Source organism: Stenotrophomonas sp. YJH_SMC_36 (genome assembly GCF_059369935.1).
Window position 1 is genome coordinate 551,780 of the sequence record NZ_JCAFTD010000002.1, and the last position, 18,174, is coordinate 569,953.

Consider the following 18,174-nt stretch of genomic DNA (forward strand, 5'->3'; position numbering starts at 1 on the left):
AAGCCACCGATTAGATTGATGTTGGACCGACAACGCGTCCGTTGACGTCAAGTTCGTAGAAGTCTGCCGTGCCATCCTCCGAAGTGCGGATCAATACGCTCTTGACCCTCCCACGCGCCGTCGAATCTCTGATTCTGTCCCCTTCCACTTCACCCACTTTTGCATCCAAGCGTTTATCGATCCATTCACTATCCATCTGCCGCGTACCGTCCCTGTACGGTCCACCCAACCGGCCCGTGTTGTACTTCGCTTCGGTGATCACATAGTCGGGCGGCGGATCCGGGTGGCTGTAGACCCCATCGATGCCATTCTCTCCCGGACGATACACGCCATCGGTCTTTCCCACTGGCGTCAGGCCCTTGTCCAGCATCGCTTGATGCGCCCTCGCCTCACCGAACGCGGCACCTGCGGCGCGCGTGCGCGGCAGCCGGGTTTCCACCACCCCATCGGCATCCGGCGCCCGGCTTTCCGTGTGCCGACGCTTGCGCAAGCGCAATGCCCGCGCCAATGCGGTGAACGCCTCGCCCAGCTCGTCCAGCAGCGCTGCCAGACGCTTCCCCAACCGCCCGATCCGGGCCGCCCAGGTTGCGCCGCCATAGGCGGTTCCGGCCGTGCCTGCGCTGAACGCGCCCAGCAGCACGCTGATCACGACATCGAGCGCAAACTGGCTGCCGTAGCGCTGGGTCAGCTCCTGCAGCTCGTCTGGCGGCACCGCCTTCGCCCAGTCCGCGGGGAACGCCGCCAACAGCTGCCAGGTCGGGCCGTCGTCGAACAGCAGGATCAGCTGCTCCTTGATCGCACTGGCCTTGTCCAGCACCTGCTCGCCTGCTGCACGATGCCCCGCGATGCGTGCATCCAGCCCGTCCCAGTCGCCCGTCAGCAGCAGTCCGCTCAGTTCGCGCAGTTCCGCATCGGCCTTGAAGCGCAGCACCGCCAGCTGCCACACCGCTTCCACGCTGCCGCTGGCCCAGTCCCATGTGCCTCTGGCCTGGCCTTCGATGCGATTCAGTTCCATCAGGAAGGCCTGATGCGCAGCGCTGGCCCTGTTCCATTGCCGCCAGTCCGTAGCAAAATCCTGCCGGGTCTGCTGCACGATGCGCTGCAGGGCCGCGCGAAGGCGTTCGCGGCAGGCCTCGATCTCAGCCGAGTCGGTGCTGTCGGCCTCGTGCTGGTAGATCACCTGCACCGGCCCCACGCTTACCTGCGGCAGGCGTGCACGACCTTCGTCATCGAGATGGCCGCTGAGCACGCGGCCATCGGACAGGGTCGCCCGGTAACTGACACCGCGCGCGGGCGTGCAGTCCAGGTCGCCGTAGTGGCAATGCAGCACGACCTCGCGCGTAGCGACCGCATCGCGGGCAACGAAACCGCTGGGCGGCGGCGTGGCGTTCCACAGGCCCACTGCTGCCGGCGCGGCAGGCGCCGCGGAGACCGACGCACCGCCTCCGCCTCCGCCTCCGCCGTCAACCACATACACCAGCGACTGAGCACCTCCGAGCAACCTGCAGCCACAGGCCAGCGAATCGCCTTCGCGCGCGATCGACTTGCCGTCGAGGATCAGCGTCGGGTCACCGGTGACGATCTCGAACGCGCCGCCATGCTTCGGGCACGTTGCCTTGTCGCCCACGCAGGCGACGGCCTTGCCTTCGATATCCGTATTCGACGATCTGGTCAGCACCCGCCCGCCGCCCGTGGTGGCGTCGCCCACCACGATCCACATCCGTGCCATCTGCCATCCGCAAGGAACTTCGATGGCTTCAGGTGACCGGCCGCACGCAGCGCAGGCAATTCAACGCTGACGCAATTGCCTCGACTGCCTGTAAAACGCCTTGCAGCGCAGGCAATTACCGTGGGTGACGCATTCGCCCTATCGTGCTGCAGGCAGGGCTATCGCGTCAGTTTTGCGTGGGGCCTGCCGGAACGCAGCTCCCACCGCGTCTGCTCAGCCTGCCCGACCCGGCGCCACCACCTGTGCACTGGCCGGCCATTGCACCACGGCTTCCAGTCCGCCCTCGGCACGGTTGCGCAGCCACAGCCGCGCGCCGTCCTTCTCGGCCAGAGCGCGCGCAATGGTCAGGCCCAGCCCGGCCCCACCGGTTTCGCGCGAACGCGAGGTCTCCACCCGCACGAACGGGTCGAATACGGCTTCCAACTGGTCGTCGGCCAGGCCGGGGCCATCATCGGCCACCACCACGGTGATGCTGCCGCCGCCCCGCTCGATGCGCACCCGCACGCGCTGGCCGTACATCACCGCGTTGTCCACCAGGTTCGAGAACAGGCGGTGCATCGCCAGTGGCCGCAGCATCAGCACCGCATCACTCCTGCCCTCGAAGACGACATCGGCACCACCTTCTGCGGTGTCCTCGACGATGCTCTCCAGCAGCGAATCCAGGTCCAGTGCAGCGCGCTGCTCGGCGCTCTCGGCACTTCGGGCCAGTTCCAGGCCTTCGCGGACCAGTGCCTGCATCGCAGCCAGATCGCCGATCAGGCGCTCGCGCAGCGCCTCATCGGTCACGTTCTCCAGCCGCAGGCGCAGGCGGGTCAGCGGTGTCTGCAGATCGTGGGTGATCGCCGCCAGCATCTGCGTACGCTCGGCCAGGTGTCGCTGCAGGCGGTGCTGCATGGCATTGAAGGCTTCGGCGGCGCGCTGTACTTCACGCGGACCGCGCAGCGGCAGCGGATCGCGCTGCAGGTCGTCGCCAAGATCCTCGGCGGCGGCGGCCAGCTCCTGCAGCGGTGCGCTGGCCATGCGGGCCACGATGTAGGCCAGTACCGCGATGGCCAGCACGAGCAGGGTCAGGAACAGCGGGTCCACGGCCAGGATGCCGTTGTGGGCCACCGCCGGGGAATCCAGTGCCAGCTTCAGCAACGTACCGTCGTTGAGGGTGACGTCCACCGCGCGGCATTTGGGCGGGATGAACGCCGGATCGCGCTCGCGAGGATGCTTGCGGTAGCCGGGCGGCGGCGGTGGCAGCAGTTCCTGCAGCCTGGGAATGCAGGAGCGGAACGAAGTGAAGTGCACCTGCGCCCGCGCGACCGGGCCCGGGCGGTCCTCCAGCACTTCCATCAGCGCAGCATCAGCACGTCCCACGCGCGCACCGGACTGCAGCGCGCGCACGCTCGGCCCGCCCACTTCCAGCAGGCGCTCGCGCAGCTCGGGATTGCCGTCGAGCAGATTGACGTAGCCCTGCAGGCGATCGGCGATGCGGTTGAGGTTCTGCCGCTCGAACTCCTGCTGCCGCTTGGAGGTGGCCAGCATGGTCGCGCCGATCGCCGCCACCGACATGCCCAGCAGCAGGATCACGAACAGCCGCCCGACCATCGAGGACAGAAAGTGGCGCAGGCGATTCATCGCGGCTTATTCCAGGTTGACGGCCGAGGCGAGGACATAGCCTTCGTTGCGCACGGTCTTGATCAGCCCATCGGGACCGCCATCGTCACCCAGCTTGTTGCGCAGGCGGCTGACCTGCAGGTCGATCGCGCGATCCTGCGCCTCATAGTTACGGCCGCTGCTGAGCGCGACCAGCTGCTCGCGCGACAGGACCTTGTTGGCATGTGCGATGAACACCCGCAGCAGGCGGAACTCCGCGCCGGACAGCACCACCACGCGCCCGTCCGGATCGACCAGGTGGCGGTGCTCCAGATCGAACACCCAGCGCGAGAATCGTGCACGGCGCACCGCCAGTGGCTCCAGATTGGCCGGCAGGGCTTCGGTACGGCGCAGCACGTTGCGGATGCGCGCCAGCAGCTCGCGCGGCTCGAACGGCTTGGCCAGATAGTCATCGGCGCCCATTTCCAGGCCCAGCACGCGATCGATCGGTTCCGCGCGGGCGGTCAGCATGATCACCGGCGTGTTCGAGCGTGCCCGCAGGTCACGGCACAGGGTCAGGCCATCCTCGCGCGGCAGGTTGAGGTCGAGCACGATCAGGTCCACGTGTTCGCGCTCCAGCAGCTGGCGCATGCTGGTGCCGTCGGCCGCCGTGCTGACCTGGTAGCCGGCGCGGCCGAGCTGCTCGGCCAGCAGGGTGCGGATGTCGTTGTCGTCGTCGACGATCAGCAGTCGATGCATCGGGTTTTCAGTCTCCATGTCGCGGATCATCCCGTGTCGGGAGCTGAACCGCATCCTGGCCAATGCGTACCACTGTATCCACCCGCGGGCCGGATACCTGTCGATACGCGCTTTCGCCGACAGTGTTACACACAGACACACCCTGAGGATTGAGCGGTTGATCGCCCGGTCTTCACAATGCCCACCATCGCCGCCATCGCGGCACCGAGAGTGAAGCCACCACGTGATCCGCCGCCTGTTGCCCGCAACCCGCCGGGGCCGCCTGATGCTGGCCGCCCTGCTCGTCCTGATCGCTGCCGTGGCCGCCTGGTGGCTGCTGCGCAAGCCGGCCGCTCCGGCCCTGGCCACCACCCCCGTAGGCCGTGGCGACATCGAACAGACCGTTGAGGCGACCGGCGTGATCGACGCCTACAAGCTGGTCAGCGTAGGTGCGCAGGCCTCCGGCCAGATCAAATCGCTGAAGGTGCAGCTGGGCGATACGGTGAAGGAAGGCGACCTGATCGCCGAGATCGACGCCACCACCCAGCAGAACCAGGTGCTCAACGCACAGGCCTCGCTGGACCAGGTGATCGCGCAGCGGGCGGTGCAGCAGGCGACACTGCGCCAGGCCGAGCTGGAATTCGCACGCCAGCAGCAGATGCTGGCCGCCGAGGCCACCTCCCGCCAGGAGTACGATGCCGCCGAAGCACAGCTGAAAACCGCGCGCGCCCAGCTGCAGTCCTACGAGGCACAGATCAAGGGTCGCGAAACCGAGCTGGGTACCGCCCGGGCCAACCTGGCCTACACCCGGATCACCGCGCCGATGGACGGCACCGTGGTCGCCGTGGTGGCCGAGGAAGGCCGCACGGTGAACGCCAACCAGACCGCGCCGACCATCGTCATGCTGGCGCGCCTGGACGTGGTGACGGTCAATGCCGAGGTGTCCGAGGCGGACGTTGTGAAGATCAAGGCCGGCATGCCGGTGTACTTCACGACGCTGGGCGACCCGGACCGGAAGTATCACGCCACGCTGCGGCAGATCAATCCGGCACCGGCATCGATTGCCAATGAAAGCTCGTCCAGCTCCAGCAGCTCTTCCAGTTCCAGCTCCAGCAGCGCGGTGTACTACAACGCCCTGTTCGACGTGGAGAACCCGGACGGCACCCTGCGCATCGACATGACCGCGCAGGTGTCGGTCCTGCTCAAGCAGGCCAAGGGCGTGCTGATGGTACCGGCGGTGGCACTGGGGCCGAAGACCCGCGACGGCGAGCGCGTGGTACGGGTGGTGGATGATCGGGGCCAGCCACAACCGCGCAAGGTCAAGGTCGGCATCAACAACGGTGCATCGGCTGAAATCCTCTCAGGCCTGCAGGAGGGCGAACGCGTGGTGGTCGGCGAGGCCAGCGCCGCGGCAGCGTCTGCGGGCGGCGGCAACCGGGGAGGCATGCAGATGCGCGTCGGCGGCCCGGGCATGGGCCCGCGCCGATGAGCACGACGGCGCCGTTGCTGCGCCTGCGTGACCTGCGACGCGAGTTCCCGGCCGGCGACGACGTCATTGCCGTGCTGCGCGACGTCAACCTGGACATCCACGCCGGCGAAATGGTCGCCATCGTCGGCCAGTCCGGTTCGGGCAAGTCCACCCTGATGAACATCCTCGGCTGCCTGGATCGCCCCACCCGGGGCAGCTACCAGGTGGCCGGCCGCGAAACCGGCCGGATGCAGCCGGACGAGCTGGCCGAACTGCGGCGCGGGCATTTCGGCTTCATCTTCCAGCGCTACCACCTGCTCGGTGACCTGGATGCACGCGGCAACGTGGAAGTGCCGGCGGTATACGCGGGCAGCCCCGGCCCGGTACGCAACGCGCGGGCCGAGCAGCTGCTGCAACGGCTCGGCCTGGGCGACCGCATGCATCACAAGCCGGGCCAGCTGTCCGGTGGCCAGCAGCAGCGTGTGTCGATCGCGCGTGCATTGATGAACGGCGGGGAGGTGATCCTGGCCGATGAACCCACCGGCGCCCTGGATACGAAATCCGGCGAAGAGGTGATGGCAATCCTGGGCGAGCTGCATGCCGAGGGACATACCATCATCATCGTCACCCACGACATGAGCGTGGCCGAGCATGCCCAGCGCATCATCGAGATCCGTGATGGCGAGATCATCGCCGACCGCGCCAATCCTGATGCGCCGTCCTATCGCGCGCGACGCGAGGCCAGCACCGGTGTTGCCCACGGCAACAGCTGGCGCGCAGCGCGCGACCGCTTCACCGAAGCGTTCCGCATGGCCCTGCTGGCGATGAACGCGCATCGCCTGCGCACGTTCCTGACCATGCTCGGCATCATCATCGGCATTGCTTCGGTGGTCTCGGTGGTCGCGCTCGGCAACGGCTCGCAGCAACAGATCCTGCAGAACATCAGCGCGCTGGGAACCAACACCATCGATGTGTATCCCGGCCGCGGTTTCGGCGACATGCGCTCTGCACGGGTGCAGACGCTCAAGGCCAGCGATGCCGATGCGCTCTCACGGCAGAGCTACGTGGACAGCGCCACGCCCAGCGTGTCGACCTCGGTCACCGCGCGTTACCGCAACCAGTCCTCCACCGCCCAGGTCAGCGGCGTTGGCGAGCAGTTCTTCCGGGTGAAGGGCGTGACCCTGCTCAGTGGCAGCTTCTTCGATGCCGATGCGGTGCGAGGGCTGGCCCAGGTCGCGATCATCGACGAGAACACCCAGACCCAGTTCTTCCCCGGCGTCGATCCTGTCGGCCAGGTCATCCTGCTCGGCAACGTTCCGGTGCGGGTGGTCGGTGTCGCCAAGCGGCAGAGCTTCGGTTTTGGTGGCAGCACCAGTCTCAGCGTCTGGGTGCCGTACACGACCGTGATGTCACGCATGCTGGGCCAGAGTCACGTCTCCAGCATCACCGTGCGCGTGGATGACGCCACACCGATGGACGCCGCGCAGGAGGCGATCACCCGCCTGCTGACGATGCGCCATGGTACCGAGGATTTCTTCCTCAGCAACAGCGCCGAAATCCGCGAGACCATCGAGCAGACCACACGCACGATGACCCTGCTGATCGGCGCGATCGCCGCCATCGCACTGCTGGTCGGTGGCATCGGCGTGATGAACATCATGCTGGTCTCGGTCACCGAGCGGACCCGCGAGATCGGTGTGCGCATGGCCGTGGGTGCCCGGCAGAGTGACATCCGCCAGCAGTTCCTGATCGAGGCGGTGCTGGTGTGCCTGCTCGGAGGCCTGCTCGGCGTCGGCCTGGCGCTGCTGCTGGGCTCGATGATCGGACGTTTCGCCAGCGACTTCCAGGTGCTGTTCTCCACCGCTTCGATCATCGCCGCATTTGCCTGTTCCACCCTGATCGGCGTGGGCTTCGGCTTCCTTCCCGCGCGCAATGCCGCGCAGCTCGACCCGGTGGAGGCCCTGGCCCGCGAATGAAGACGATGCCCATGCTCCCCTTTCCTGCTCCCTCGCGCCTGCTGCTGGCCGGCGCCGTACTGATGGCCCTGTCCGGCTGTGCCTCGGTCGGCCGTTATCCGGTTGCCGATCCCGACGTGGCTGCTGCTTATGGGCGTGGCAATGCCGCACTCAACGCACCGGTGGACGCTCCGCGCAGCAGCCTGGATACGCCTGCCCGCGACATCCGAGAGGATGTCTGGTGGAGCGGTTTCGGCGATGAACGTCTGGACCGGCTGGTAGCCCGGGCGCTGGCCGCCAACAGTGACCTTGCCGCCGCCGGCCTGGCCGTGCAGCGTTCCCGCCTGCAGGCCGGGCTCGCCAGCAACGCGCTTTGGCCACAGCCGTCCTCGTCGGGCGTCAGTGGCAGCGGCAGCCGTGCCACCGACCAGGCCGACGACTGGCGCCGCAGCTATTCCACCGGCGTTTCGCTGGCCTGGGAAGTCGATCTGTGGGGCCGGCTGAGGACCCAGCGCGACATCGCACGCTGGGAGGCTGAAGCCACCGAGGAAGATCGACAGAACACCGCCCTGCTGGTGATCGGCGATGCCATCAGCCAGTACTGGGCGTTGGCGTACCTCAACCAGTCGATCAGCACCGGCCAGGCCAACCTGGAGCGACTGGAACGCACCCGCGAACTGGTCCAGGCCCGTTTCGATGCCGGTGCGGTTTCGCGCCTGGAAGTACGCCAGGCCCTGCAGAACCTGCAGTCGCAGCGCGCTGCGCAGAGTGCGCTGGAACAGCAGCGCGTGGAAGTGCGCAATGCGCTGACCGTGCTGCTCGACGGCACCCCGTGGCCGCAACAGGACGAGCCGCAGAACCTGCAGCAGGCACGCAGCCCTGGCATCGCTGAAGGCCTGCCGGCGGACCTGCTCGCTCGCCGTCCCGACCTGCGCGCGGCCGAGCTGCGGTTGCGCAACAGCCTGAAGACGATCAAGGTCACCGCCACCCAGTACTACCCGGCGTTGAGCCTGACCGGCAGCCTCGGTTCCAGCGCGACCTCGCTGGGCGATGTCCTGCGCAATCCGGTGGCCACGCTCGGTGCCGGCCTGTCCCTGCCCTTCCTCAACCTGCAGCGCGCACAGCTGGATACCGACGTGGCCGGTACCAACTACCAGATCGCCGCGACCGGGTTCCGCAAGACGCTGTACACCGCCCTGTCGGAAGTGGACAACGCGCTGTCGGCACGCGAGCAGCTGGCGCGCCAGGTGGCGGCGTCGCAGGCCTCGTATGACGAGGCGGTGGAAGTGGAACGCATGCAGGAAGTGCGCTACCGCGTGGGTGCCACCGACCTGCGGACCTGGCTGGAAGCCCAGCAGACCCGGCGCGATGCGGAGTTGTCACTGGCCCGCGTCCGGCAGAGCCAGTTGACCAACGATGTGACGCTGTTCAAGGCGCTGGGCGGCAGCGCGGGGTAGCGCCGGGCCATGCCCGGCGGCGTGGAGCGCGGCACGCCATGAGCGTGGTCGGACTGGATCCGCCGGGCATGGCCCGGCGCTACCACGGGACGATCAGCCGCGCTGGCGCACGGCCTCGAACAGGCTGACACCCGCGGCGACCGATACGTTCAGGCTCTCGATCTCGCCCGGCATCGGGATCTTGACCAGTCCATCGCAGTTCTCGCGGGTCAGGCGGCGCAGGCCGTCGGCTTCACCGCCCAGCACCAGCGCGATGTTGCCCTTCAGGTCCAGATCGTACAGCGACGCGGTCGCTTCACCGGCCAGGCCGTAGATCCACACGCCCTGCTTCTGCAGATCCTTCAGGCAGCGCGACAGGTTGGTCACGGCCACCACCGGGATACGGTCGGCGGCGCCGGCCGAGGTCTTGCGCACGGTGGCATTCACCGTCGCCGACTTGTCCTTGGGAATGATCACCGCAGTGGCACCGGCCGCCGCGGCCGAACGCAGGCAGGCGCCCAGGTTGTGCGGGTCCTGTACCTCATCCAGCACCAGCAGCAGGGCCCGGCCTTCAGCGGCAGTGACCAGGCCTTCCAGTTCATTCTCGCTGTAGGTGCGCGCAGCGGCATAGCGCGCGGCCACGCCCTGGTGGCGGACCGCACCGCCAACGCCGTCCAGCGCCTGCGCGGTGACCCGGCGGACATCGATCCCCTTGCGGCGCGCGTTCTCTTCGATTTCGGTCAGGCGTGGATTCTTCGCACCGGCCTCGACCAGCACTTCGCGGACGTTCTCGGCGTCGTTCTCGATGGAGGAGGCGACGGCGTTGACGCCGACGATCCACTGGCTGTTCTTGCTCATGCGGGCGGGACCGGAAAGGGGGTGGCTATGGTAGAGCATCGGCGACGGCCGCGCTTCGCGCTCGCCGGGCAGGGCCCGGCGCTACCCGCCGTTTACCCGTCGGCTGAACGGCTGCGCGGCGGCCAGTGTGGCGTGTCGTGGTCGGGATGCTGGTGGGAAACGATCGCAGCCAGGAAGTCCAGCGCCGCCACGTCCTCCTCCGTCCGCCGTGCCGGCAGGCTGCCCAGGGCATCGACGAAGGGCAGCTTGCGCTCGACACCGTACTGGATCGTCGGCGGCAACCGTTCCGGCTGGTCAAAGGCGCCCGCCGCCACGGCCATGCCGTCGGGGGCTTCATAGGTCAGCGGCGTGCCGCAGTCGCCGCAGAAACCGCGCCGGACCACATTGGAGGACTGGAAATAGCGCGGCTGGCCGCGGGTCCAGCTGAACTGCACGCCGCGCACCGAGACCAAAGGCGCGTAATACGCGCCAAAGGCCTTCTGGCACATCCGGCAGTGGCAGATCGAACTGTCGGACAGCTCACCGCGCACCTGGAAGCGGATGGCACCGCACTGGCAGCCGCCGCTGTACTCGGGTTGGCCCTGCATGCTGCTTTCCTCCAGAACGGGCTCTACGGATCAGTACTTCTCTTTCCTGCGCTTGGCCGGTTTGCCGCGTTCGGGCAGCGGCGACAGTCCTGCCTCTTCTTCCTCGCCCTTGTGTTCGACCAGCCGGAAGTCGATCTTGCGCTCTTCCATGCTGGCCTTCAGTACGAGGATGCGCACGCGGTCACCCAGCCGGTAGCTGCTGCCACGACGTTCACCGGTCAGTGTCTTGCGGGTCGCATCGAACTTGTAATAGTCCTGCGGCAGCTGGGTGACATGGACCAGGCCCTGCACCTTGGAATCGTCCAGTTCCACGAACAGGCCGAAGCTGGTCACGCCACTGATCACGCCATCGAACTGGCCGCCGACATGCTTCTCCATCCACGCGGCCCGGTAACGCTCGTCGACCTCGCGTTCGGCCTCGTCAGCGCGGCGCTCGCGTTCGGAGCACTGCAGCGCCAGCGCTGCCATCTCGCGTGCGGTGTAGGTGAACTTGTCCAGCGGCTTGCCCGACAACGCATGCTTGATCGCGCGATGCACCAGCAGATCGGGATAGCGGCGGATCGGCGAAGTGAAGTGCGCGTACGCCTCCAGCGCGAGCCCGAAGTGACCGTGGTTGTCCGGACTGTAGACGGCCAGGCTCTGGCTGCGCAGCAGCACCGACTCCAGCAGCGTGGCATCGGGACGGTCGCGGATCTTCTTCAACAGCTTGGTGTAGTCACCGGGGCGCACCTTCGACCACGGCGGCAGGCTCAGCTTGAACTCCTTGAGGAATTCCAGCAGGTCGGCGTACTTGGTCTCCGGCGGCTTCTCGTGGACGCGGTACGGCGCTGGCACATGGCGCGACAGCAGGTACTTGGCCGCCTCCACGTTGGCGGCGATCATGCATTCCTCGATCAGCTTGTGCGCGTCGTTGCGCACCAGCATGCCGGCCTGGGTGACTTCGCCACGATTGTCCAGCACGAAGCGCACTTCACTGCTCTCGAACTCGATGGCCCCGCGCTTTGCACGTGCCTTGGCCAGCACCTTGTACAGCTGGTGCAGGCGCTGCACCTGGGGCAGCAGATCGCCGATGACGGCCTTCGCGCCGGCATCGTCCTCGCCCACGGCCTGCCACACCTGGGTATAGGTCAGGCGTGCGTGCGAATTCATCACCGCTTCGTAGAAGCGCGAGTGGACGACCTGGCCATCGCGGTCGATCTGCATGTCGCAGACGAAGCACATGCGGTCGACCTTGGGCATCAGCGAGCAGATACCGTTGGACAGGGTCTCCGGCAGCATCGGTACGACGAAGCCCGGGAAGTACACCGAGGTAGCGCGCTTCTGCGCCTCCTCATCCAGCGGCGTGCCCGGACGCACATAGTTGGAGACATCGGCGATGGCCACCACCAGACGGAATCCCTCCGCGTTCGGCTCGCAATACACCGCATCGTCGAAGTCCTTGGCATCCTCGCCATCGATGGTCACCAGCGGCGTGCGACGCAGGTCGACGCGGTCGCCGATCATCGCCGGCTCGACCACCAGCGGCACCGCGGCGGCCTCGTCCAGCACCTCCTGCGGAAACTCGAACGGCAGCTCGTGGCCGTGGATGGCGGTCTCCACCGCCAGCGAGGCGGTCAGCTTGTCACCCAGTACCGCGATGATGCGGCCGATCGGCGGACGGCGGCTGTCCGGCGCCTGCGTCAGCTCGCAGACCACCAGCTGGCCATCACGCGCACCTCCGGTCTGATCAGGCGGCACCTGCACGTTGCGCTGCACGCGCTTGTCATCAGGCACCACGTAATTGATGCCCATCTCGATGCTGAAGCGACCGATCAGACGGGTCATGCCGCGCTCGAGCACGCGGGCGATGCTGCCTTCGCGGCGGCCGCGATGATCGATGCCGGTGACACGCGCCAGCACCTTGTCGCCGTGCATCACCTTGCGCATTTCATAGGGCGGCAGGAACAGGTCGTCACCGCCCTCGACCGGGCGCAGGAACCCGAATCCTTCCGGATTGGCGATCACCACACCGGTGACCAGGCTCAGCGCCTGCACCGGCGCGAAACCTCCACGGCGGTTCTGCACCAGCTGGCCATCACGGACCATCGCACCCAGCCGGCGCGACAGCGCTTCGGCCCGGTCCGGCGCGGTCAGGCCCAGGCGGGCACCCAGCTCCTCGGCAGTCTGCGGCCCTTCGCAGCGCTCCAGCAGGGCCAGAATGGCCTCGCGGCTGGCGATGGGCTGTTCGTACTTCTCGGCTTCGCGGGACGCGTAGGGATCCTCGATCACCTTGCCGGCCGGCGGCAGCTTGCGGCCCGGCGCCGGTCCCGGGGCGTCGCCGCCACGGCCCGGGCGACCGCGCGGCGGTGCGCCGCCACCACCCAGTTCCGGGAACCAGCCCGGCAGTGGCTTGCCCGGCTGGGAGGTACGGGCTGCACCCGTCTTGGCGCCCTTCTTCGGGGCCTGGCTGCGGGACTTGCTCCCGCCCTTGCTTGGTTTTTTGGTAGTCATCGCCCTCCATGGTAGCTGCTGACGGCGTGCAGAACCGGTCAGCGACCCGCTTGCAGGCGCCACGTGAAAAAACTCCGCGAAGTCGTTGACAGCCTGCGGATTCATCTTCACAATTGCGCCTCTGGAACGCCCAGGTGGCGGAATTGGTAGACGCACTAGTTTCAGGTACTAGCGGGTAAAACCGTGGAGGTTCGAGTCCTCTCCTGGGCACCAACGAAAAATCTCCTCGCCTCGGCGGGGATTTTTTTTGCCCGCGTTTCCTGCCGTCGTTCCGCAGCGTGGCCGGGCGTTCACAAGGGTGTTGACACCCCCGTCACGGCACCCCATAATCTCGCTCCTCGACGCCCAGGTGGCGGAATTGGTAGACGCACTAGTTTCAGGTACTAGCGGGTAAAACCGTGGAGGTTCGAGTCCTCTCCTGGGCACCACGTCGAGACTGAGAAAAACCCGCGAAAGCGGGTTTTTTCATGTCCGGGCGCCAGCCAACCGGATCAGAACAGCGGTCGCAGCACCAGCTCCAGGCCCAGCAGCAGCAGGAAGCCCAGGAAGCACACGCGGAACACCCGCGCACTGATCCGCTGCCGGATCACCTGCCCCAGCCACATGCCCGCCAGCGCCGGCAACACCGCCAGCGCGCTCAGTCCCAGCTGCTGCACACCGAATGCGCCGTGCAGCACCAGCCCACCCGTCAACGAGAGGGTCGACACCGTGAACGCCAGGCCCAGCGCCTGCACCAGCTCTTCGCGTTGCAGCCCCAGCGACTGCAGGTACGGCACCGCCGGCATCACGAACACTCCGGTCGCCCCGGTCACCACGCCGGACATCGCCCCCACCAGCGGGCCCAGCCAACGCTCACGCCGCTGCGACACACGGAACACCGGCGCAACCAAGGCATACAGCGCATACACCACCAGCGCCACGCCCAGCGCCACCCGCGACCAGGTGCGGTCGACCCGCACCAGCAACGTCGCCGCGCCCAGGGTCACCACCACCACGGCCAGCATCATCGGCCACAGGCGTCGCACGATCGGCCCCAGTGATGGCCCGGCCAGCAGTTGCCAGGCGTTGGTGACGAAGGTCGGAATGAACAGCATCGACGCCGCCGCCACCGGCGACAGCGCCCCTCCCAGCAGGCCCATCGCCACGGTCGGCAAGCCCATGCCGGTCACGCCCTTGACCCCCCCCGCCAGCATGAACACGGCGACCAGCAGACCATAGAAGAATGTCGTCTCGCTCATGCCGTCATTGGAACCAGCGCGCCTTCCGCGCACAATGCGGCTTATGCGCCCCACCCTTCGGCTGGCCCGAAGGCAGGCGGCACGCAACGAGGGCCGTGACATGCGGATGGACATCGCCGACCTGCGCCTGTTCCTGGCCGTGGCCGACGCCGGCAGCATCACCGCAGGCGCCGCGCAGGCGAACCTGGCGCTGGGCTCTGCCAGCGAACGCCTGCGGGCGATCGAGAACGACGCCGGCACCGCGCTGCTGGTGCGTCACCCGCGCGGCGTGAGCCTGACCGAAGCCGGGGCCGCCCTCGCCCACCACGCGCGCCAGATCCTGCATCAACAGGCACAGCTGCGGGGCGAACTGCAGGCCTTCGCGAAGGGCGCGCGCGGCACCCTGCACCTGTATGCCAACACCGCCGCACTGACCAGCTACCTGCCTTCCCGGTTGGCTCCCTGGCTGGCCGAACGCCCACGCCTGCACGTCGAACTGCACGAACGCACCAGCCCTGAAGTGGTCCGCGCCCTGACCGCTGGCCAGGCCGAAGCGGGAATCATCAGTGATGCGGTCGAGGCAACCGGCCTGCAACGCCATGTCGTTGCCGAGGATCCCCTGGTGATGCTGCTGCCCGCAGGCCATCGTTTCGCGGCCCGTCGCACGCTGGCCTTCGCCGATGTGGCCAGCGAAACCTTCGTCGCGCTGGCCGATGGCAATGCGCTGCAGACCTACATCGAAACGCAGGCACGCGACATCGGCCATCGGTTGGACGTGCGCATCCGCATGAAGACCTTCGAAGGCGTGTGCATCATGGTGGGTCACGGCATCGGCGTGGGTATCGTGCCGCGCGCCATCGCCCGCCAGCACCGCCGCGCGACACAGGCGCTGGCGGTGCCCCTCGCGGATGCGTGGGCACAGCGCCGCCTGTGTGCCTGCTTCGCCGACTGGACACGGCTGTCGACAGCGATGCGCAGCCTGCTGCTGCACCTCGGCGTGGAAGCGGAGAAAAAAGCATGAAATGGTGTTGACACATCCGATGCCGTACCGCAGAATTCCCCTCCTGAGTCGCCCAGGTGGCGGAATTGGTAGACGCACTAGTTTCAGGTACTAGCGGGTAAAACCGTGGAGGTTCGAGTCCTCTCCTGGGCACCACGACTCATGATGATGAAACCCGCGAAGGCGGGTTTTTTCGTTTCCGGAATCCGCAGCGTCAACGCAAGGGCGACGCCTTCCGCGCGTTGCGCGAACGCCGCCTGGCAGAACTCACCACAGACAAAAACCCCGCCTTGCGGCGGGGTCGACATACAGCGCCGTGTTTGCGGGCAGTTTCAGTGCCCGCCACCGGCCGCTGCACCGGCACCGGCACCGAACGGCGGCTTGGCCAGCCACAGGAAGGTGATGATGGCCAGGAAGATCCAGCCCAGCAGGAAGAAGATGTCGTTGAAGCCCATCTGCGATGCCTGGTGGTTGATCATGGTGTTGAGCACCGCTGCACCATGCTGCAGGTCACCCTGCCCCATCGCCGCAACCTGGTCCTGCATGCCCGGCTGATAGGCCGAAATGTGTTCGGTCAGATCGGCGTGGTGCACCTGCGTGCGACGTGCCCACAGCCAGGTGGTCAGCGATGCTGCAAAGCTGCCGCCCAGCGTGCGCAGGAACGTGGCCAGGCCCGAACCCGCGGCAATTTCGCGACCATCCAGATCCGACAGCAGGATCTGCAGCACCGGCATGAAGAACAGCGCCACGCCGATGCCCATGATCAGCTGCACGCCGGCCACGTGCTGGAAGTCCACCTGCAGATTGAAGCCCGAGCGCAGGAAGCTGGTCATCGACAGGAACACGAAGGCGATGGTCGCCAGCATGCGCATGTCGAAGCGCGAGGCATACTTGCCCACGAACGGCGTCATGATCACCGGCAGCACGCCGATCGGCGCCGTCGCCAGGCCTGCCCAGATCGCCGTGTACCCCATGTCGCGCTGCAGCCACTGCGGAATCAGCAGGGCCACGCTGAAGAATGCGGCATAGGCCACCACCATCGCCAGCGTGCCGGCGCGGAAGTTGCGGTGGCGGAACAGTTTCAGGTCGACGATCGGGTCCTTGTCGGTCAGTTCCCAGATCAGGAACACCGTCAGCGCCACGACCGCCACGCAGGCCAGCACCACGATCCGGGTGGAGGAGAACCAGTCCTCGTCGTTGCCCAGGTCGAGCACCAGCTGCAGTGCGCCGACGCCGATCACCAGCGTGATCAGGCCGACGTAGTCCATCTTCGGCTTCTCCACGTGTTCCGGACGGCCCTTCAGCTGGTTGCCCACCACCAGCGCGGCGAAGATGCCTAGGGGCACGTTGATCAGGAAGATCCATTCCCAGCTGTAGTTGTCCGTGATCCAGCCCCCGAGGATCGGCCCGCAGATCGGCGCGACCACGGTGATCATCGCCAGCAGCGCCAACGCCTGCCCGCGTTTCTCGCGTGGATAGATCGAGACCAGCAACGACTGCGTGATCGGATACATCGGGCCGGCCACGAAGCCCTGCAGGGCGCGCGACACCACCAGCATGCCCATGCTCTGCGCCAGGCCACACAACAGCGAGGTGATGACGAAGGCCAGCGTGGCCCAGACGAACAGCTTGCGCTCGCCGAAACGGCGGCTGAGCCAGCCGGTCAGCGGCAGTGCGATGGCCGTGCTGACCGCGAACGAAGTGATGACCCACGTCGCCTGCTGCGAACTGGCGCCGAGATTGCCGGCGATGGTCGGCAGCGAGACGTTGGCGATGGTGGTGTCGAGCACCTGCATGAAGGAGGCCATCGCCAGGCCCACGGTGCACAGGGCCACGCTCGGCGGCAGGAACCCGGCGGCCGCACCCGGCGCCGCCGGTGCGCCCGGGCTTCCGGGCGCGGCTGGAGCTTGGGCGGACATGGCGACCTCAGCCCACCTTCGACTGCTGCGGCACGTTGCCCTGGATGATCGAGTGGATCACCTCGTCGGCATCATGCAGCTGCTTGGCATAGACGTCGGTGTCGAACACCGTGCCCTTGGCCGGGGCGCTCGGCAGCACCTCGCCCTTCTGGTCGCGCAGGCTCACCTCGGCCTTCATCGACAGGCCGATACGCAACGGATGTTCGGCAAGCTGCTTGGCATCGATGGCGATGCGCACCGGAACGCGCTGCACGATCTTGATCCAGTTGCCGCTGGCGTTCTGCGCCGGCAGCAGCGAGAACGCCGAGCCGGTCCCCAGACCCAGGCTCTGCACGCGGCCCTTGTACTTCACATCGCCGGCGTACAGGTCAGACTTCAGCTCCACTTCCTGGCCCAGGCGCATGTGGCGCAGCTGGGTTTCCTTGAAGTTGGCCTCGACCCACATCTGCTCGGTCGGCACCACGGCCATCAGTGCGGCACCCGGCTGCACACGCTGGCCCACCTGCACCGAGCGACGGGCCACATAACCGGTGACCGGCGCGACGATGCCGGCGCGGGCATTGTTGAGGTAGGCCTGGCGCAGCTGCGCGGCGGCCGCCTGCACGTCGGGCTGGGTGGCGATCACCGTATCGTCGACCAGCGCACGGTTGCGCTCGACGGTCTCGCGCGAACCGGCCACCGCTGCTTCCGCCGCCGCCAGCTCATCGCGGGCATGGGCGAGTTCTTCGTTGGAGATGGCACCGGTGGCGGCCAGATCCCTGCGGCGGGCGAAGTCCTCGCGCACGCGCTTCAGGGTCACCTGACGGGCATTCAGGTCTGCCTGCGCGCCTTCCACGCTGCGATACAGGCCACGGGTCTGGCGAACGGTCTTGGCCAGGTTGGCTTCAGCCTGCTGCAGGGCCACGGACGTATCGGCCGGGTCCAGCTGCACCAGCAGCTGGCCACGCTCCACGCGCATGCCGTCATCGGCATTGATGGCGACCACGGTGCCTGCCACCAGCGGGGTGATCTGTACAAGGTTGCCCTGCACGTAGGCATCGTCGGTTTCTTCGAACCAACGGCCGAACATGAAATACCACAGCGCCAGTGCGGCAAGCAGCAGCACGACGATGACGAACAGGCCCCGCAGCAGGTTGCTGCGGCGGTTGGAGGCGGCCGGGGCCGCAGTGTCTTGGGTCTGGCTCATGGCGGAGATC

12 protein-coding genes, 3 tRNA genes and 1 pseudogene are annotated in these 18,174 nt (G+C 67.2%); 7 read left to right on the plus strand and 9 right to left on the minus strand.

The window, feature by feature from the left end:
• Positions 1-10: 10 nt before the first annotated feature.
• From AC5P76_RS05810 to AC5P76_RS05820, 3 genes are all read right to left on the minus strand, one after another.
• Positions 11-1,729, minus strand: a complete 1,719-nt coding sequence (locus tag AC5P76_RS05810) for a PAAR domain-containing protein (RefSeq protein ID WP_253119035.1) — start codon at positions 1,727-1,729, stop codon at positions 11-13.
• A 213-nt stretch (positions 1,730-1,942) separates the two neighbouring features.
• Positions 1,943-3,352 carry an ATP-binding protein gene (locus AC5P76_RS05815; RefSeq protein WP_053518188.1) on the minus strand — a complete coding sequence of 470 codons (1,410 nt, stop codon included), beginning with the start codon at positions 3,350-3,352 and terminating at the stop codon, positions 1,943-1,945.
• Positions 3,353-3,358: 6 nt separating this feature from the next.
• Complete coding sequence (locus AC5P76_RS05820; protein ID WP_053518224.1) at positions 3,359-4,087, minus strand: response regulator; 729 nt, start codon at positions 4,085-4,087, stop codon at positions 3,359-3,361.
• Positions 4,088-4,292: 205 nt separating this feature from the next.
• On the opposite strand from AC5P76_RS05820, the gene AC5P76_RS05825 reads away from it, so the two are divergent.
• From AC5P76_RS05825 to AC5P76_RS05835, 3 genes are read left to right on the plus strand one after another with little or no spacing between them, the layout of a single operon-like run.
• Entirely contained in the window at positions 4,293-5,537 is a 1,245-nt protein-coding gene (locus AC5P76_RS05825) for an efflux RND transporter periplasmic adaptor subunit (protein WP_111185757.1), read from the plus strand.
• Entirely contained in the window at positions 5,534-7,492 is a 1,959-nt protein-coding gene (locus tag AC5P76_RS05830) for a MacB family efflux pump subunit (protein ID WP_111185759.1), read from the plus strand. The genes AC5P76_RS05825 and AC5P76_RS05830 overlap by 4 nt, the downstream gene beginning before the upstream one ends.
• Entirely contained in the window at positions 7,489-8,928 is a 1,440-nt protein-coding gene (locus AC5P76_RS05835; protein ID WP_317233200.1) for an efflux transporter outer membrane subunit, read from the plus strand. The genes AC5P76_RS05830 and AC5P76_RS05835 overlap by 4 nt, the downstream gene beginning before the upstream one ends.
• A 93-nt stretch (positions 8,929-9,021) precedes the next feature.
• On the opposite strand, the gene rlmB is transcribed toward AC5P76_RS05835, so the two are convergent.
• The 3 genes and pseudogenes from rlmB to rnr all read right to left on the minus strand — a co-directional run.
• Positions 9,022-9,765 (minus strand): 23S rRNA (guanosine(2251)-2'-O)-methyltransferase RlmB, encoded by a 744-nt coding sequence (rlmB, locus tag AC5P76_RS05840; RefSeq protein WP_053518184.1) that lies wholly within the window; start codon positions 9,763-9,765, stop codon positions 9,022-9,024.
• Between the two features lie 92 nt (positions 9,766-9,857).
• Positions 9,858-10,352 carry a GFA family protein gene (locus AC5P76_RS05845; protein WP_180875659.1) on the minus strand — a complete coding sequence of 165 codons (495 nt, stop codon included), beginning with the start codon at positions 10,350-10,352 and terminating at the stop codon, positions 9,858-9,860.
• 30 nt (positions 10,353-10,382) lie between these two features.
• Positions 10,383-12,611: pseudogene (gene rnr / locus AC5P76_RS05850) on the minus strand (ribonuclease R); the annotation flags it as partial.
• Positions 12,612-12,970: 359 nt separating this feature from the next.
• Between rnr and AC5P76_RS05855 the strand changes: the two are divergent.
• Both AC5P76_RS05855 and AC5P76_RS05860 read left to right on the plus strand, forming a co-directional pair.
• Positions 12,971-13,055: transfer RNA gene (locus AC5P76_RS05855), tRNA-Leu, on the plus strand.
• Positions 13,056-13,185: 130 nt separating this feature from the next.
• Positions 13,186-13,270 (plus strand) — tRNA-Leu (locus tag AC5P76_RS05860).
• A 63-nt stretch (positions 13,271-13,333) separates the two neighbouring features.
• On the opposite strand, the gene AC5P76_RS05865 is transcribed toward AC5P76_RS05860, so the two are convergent.
• Positions 13,334-14,080, minus strand: a complete 747-nt coding sequence (locus AC5P76_RS05865) for a sulfite exporter TauE/SafE family protein (RefSeq protein WP_253119030.1) — start codon at positions 14,078-14,080, stop codon at positions 13,334-13,336.
• 100 nt (positions 14,081-14,180) lie between these two features.
• Here AC5P76_RS05865 and AC5P76_RS05870 point away from each other — a divergent pair, with 100 nt between their 5' ends.
• Both AC5P76_RS05870 and AC5P76_RS05875 read left to right on the plus strand, forming a co-directional pair.
• Positions 14,181-15,080 (plus strand): LysR family transcriptional regulator, encoded by a 900-nt coding sequence (locus AC5P76_RS05870; protein ID WP_253119075.1) that lies wholly within the window; start codon positions 14,181-14,183, stop codon positions 15,078-15,080.
• A 50-nt stretch (positions 15,081-15,130) separates the two neighbouring features.
• A tRNA-Leu gene (locus AC5P76_RS05875) sits at positions 15,131-15,215 on the plus strand.
• Between the two features lie 176 nt (positions 15,216-15,391).
• Here the strand turns inward: AC5P76_RS05875 and emrB are convergent.
• Both emrB and emrA read right to left on the minus strand, forming a co-directional pair.
• Complete coding sequence (emrB, locus tag AC5P76_RS05880; RefSeq protein WP_053518356.1) at positions 15,392-16,978, minus strand: multidrug efflux MFS transporter permease subunit EmrB; 1,587 nt, start codon at positions 16,976-16,978, stop codon at positions 15,392-15,394.
• Positions 16,979-16,985: 7 nt separating this feature from the next.
• The gene (gene emrA / locus AC5P76_RS05885; RefSeq protein WP_053518354.1) at positions 16,986-18,164 is read right to left on the minus strand and encodes a multidrug efflux MFS transporter periplasmic adaptor subunit EmrA; all 1,179 of its coding nucleotides are present in this window, start codon (positions 18,162-18,164) and stop codon (positions 16,986-16,988) included.
• Between the last annotated feature and the right edge of the window lie 10 nt (positions 18,165-18,174).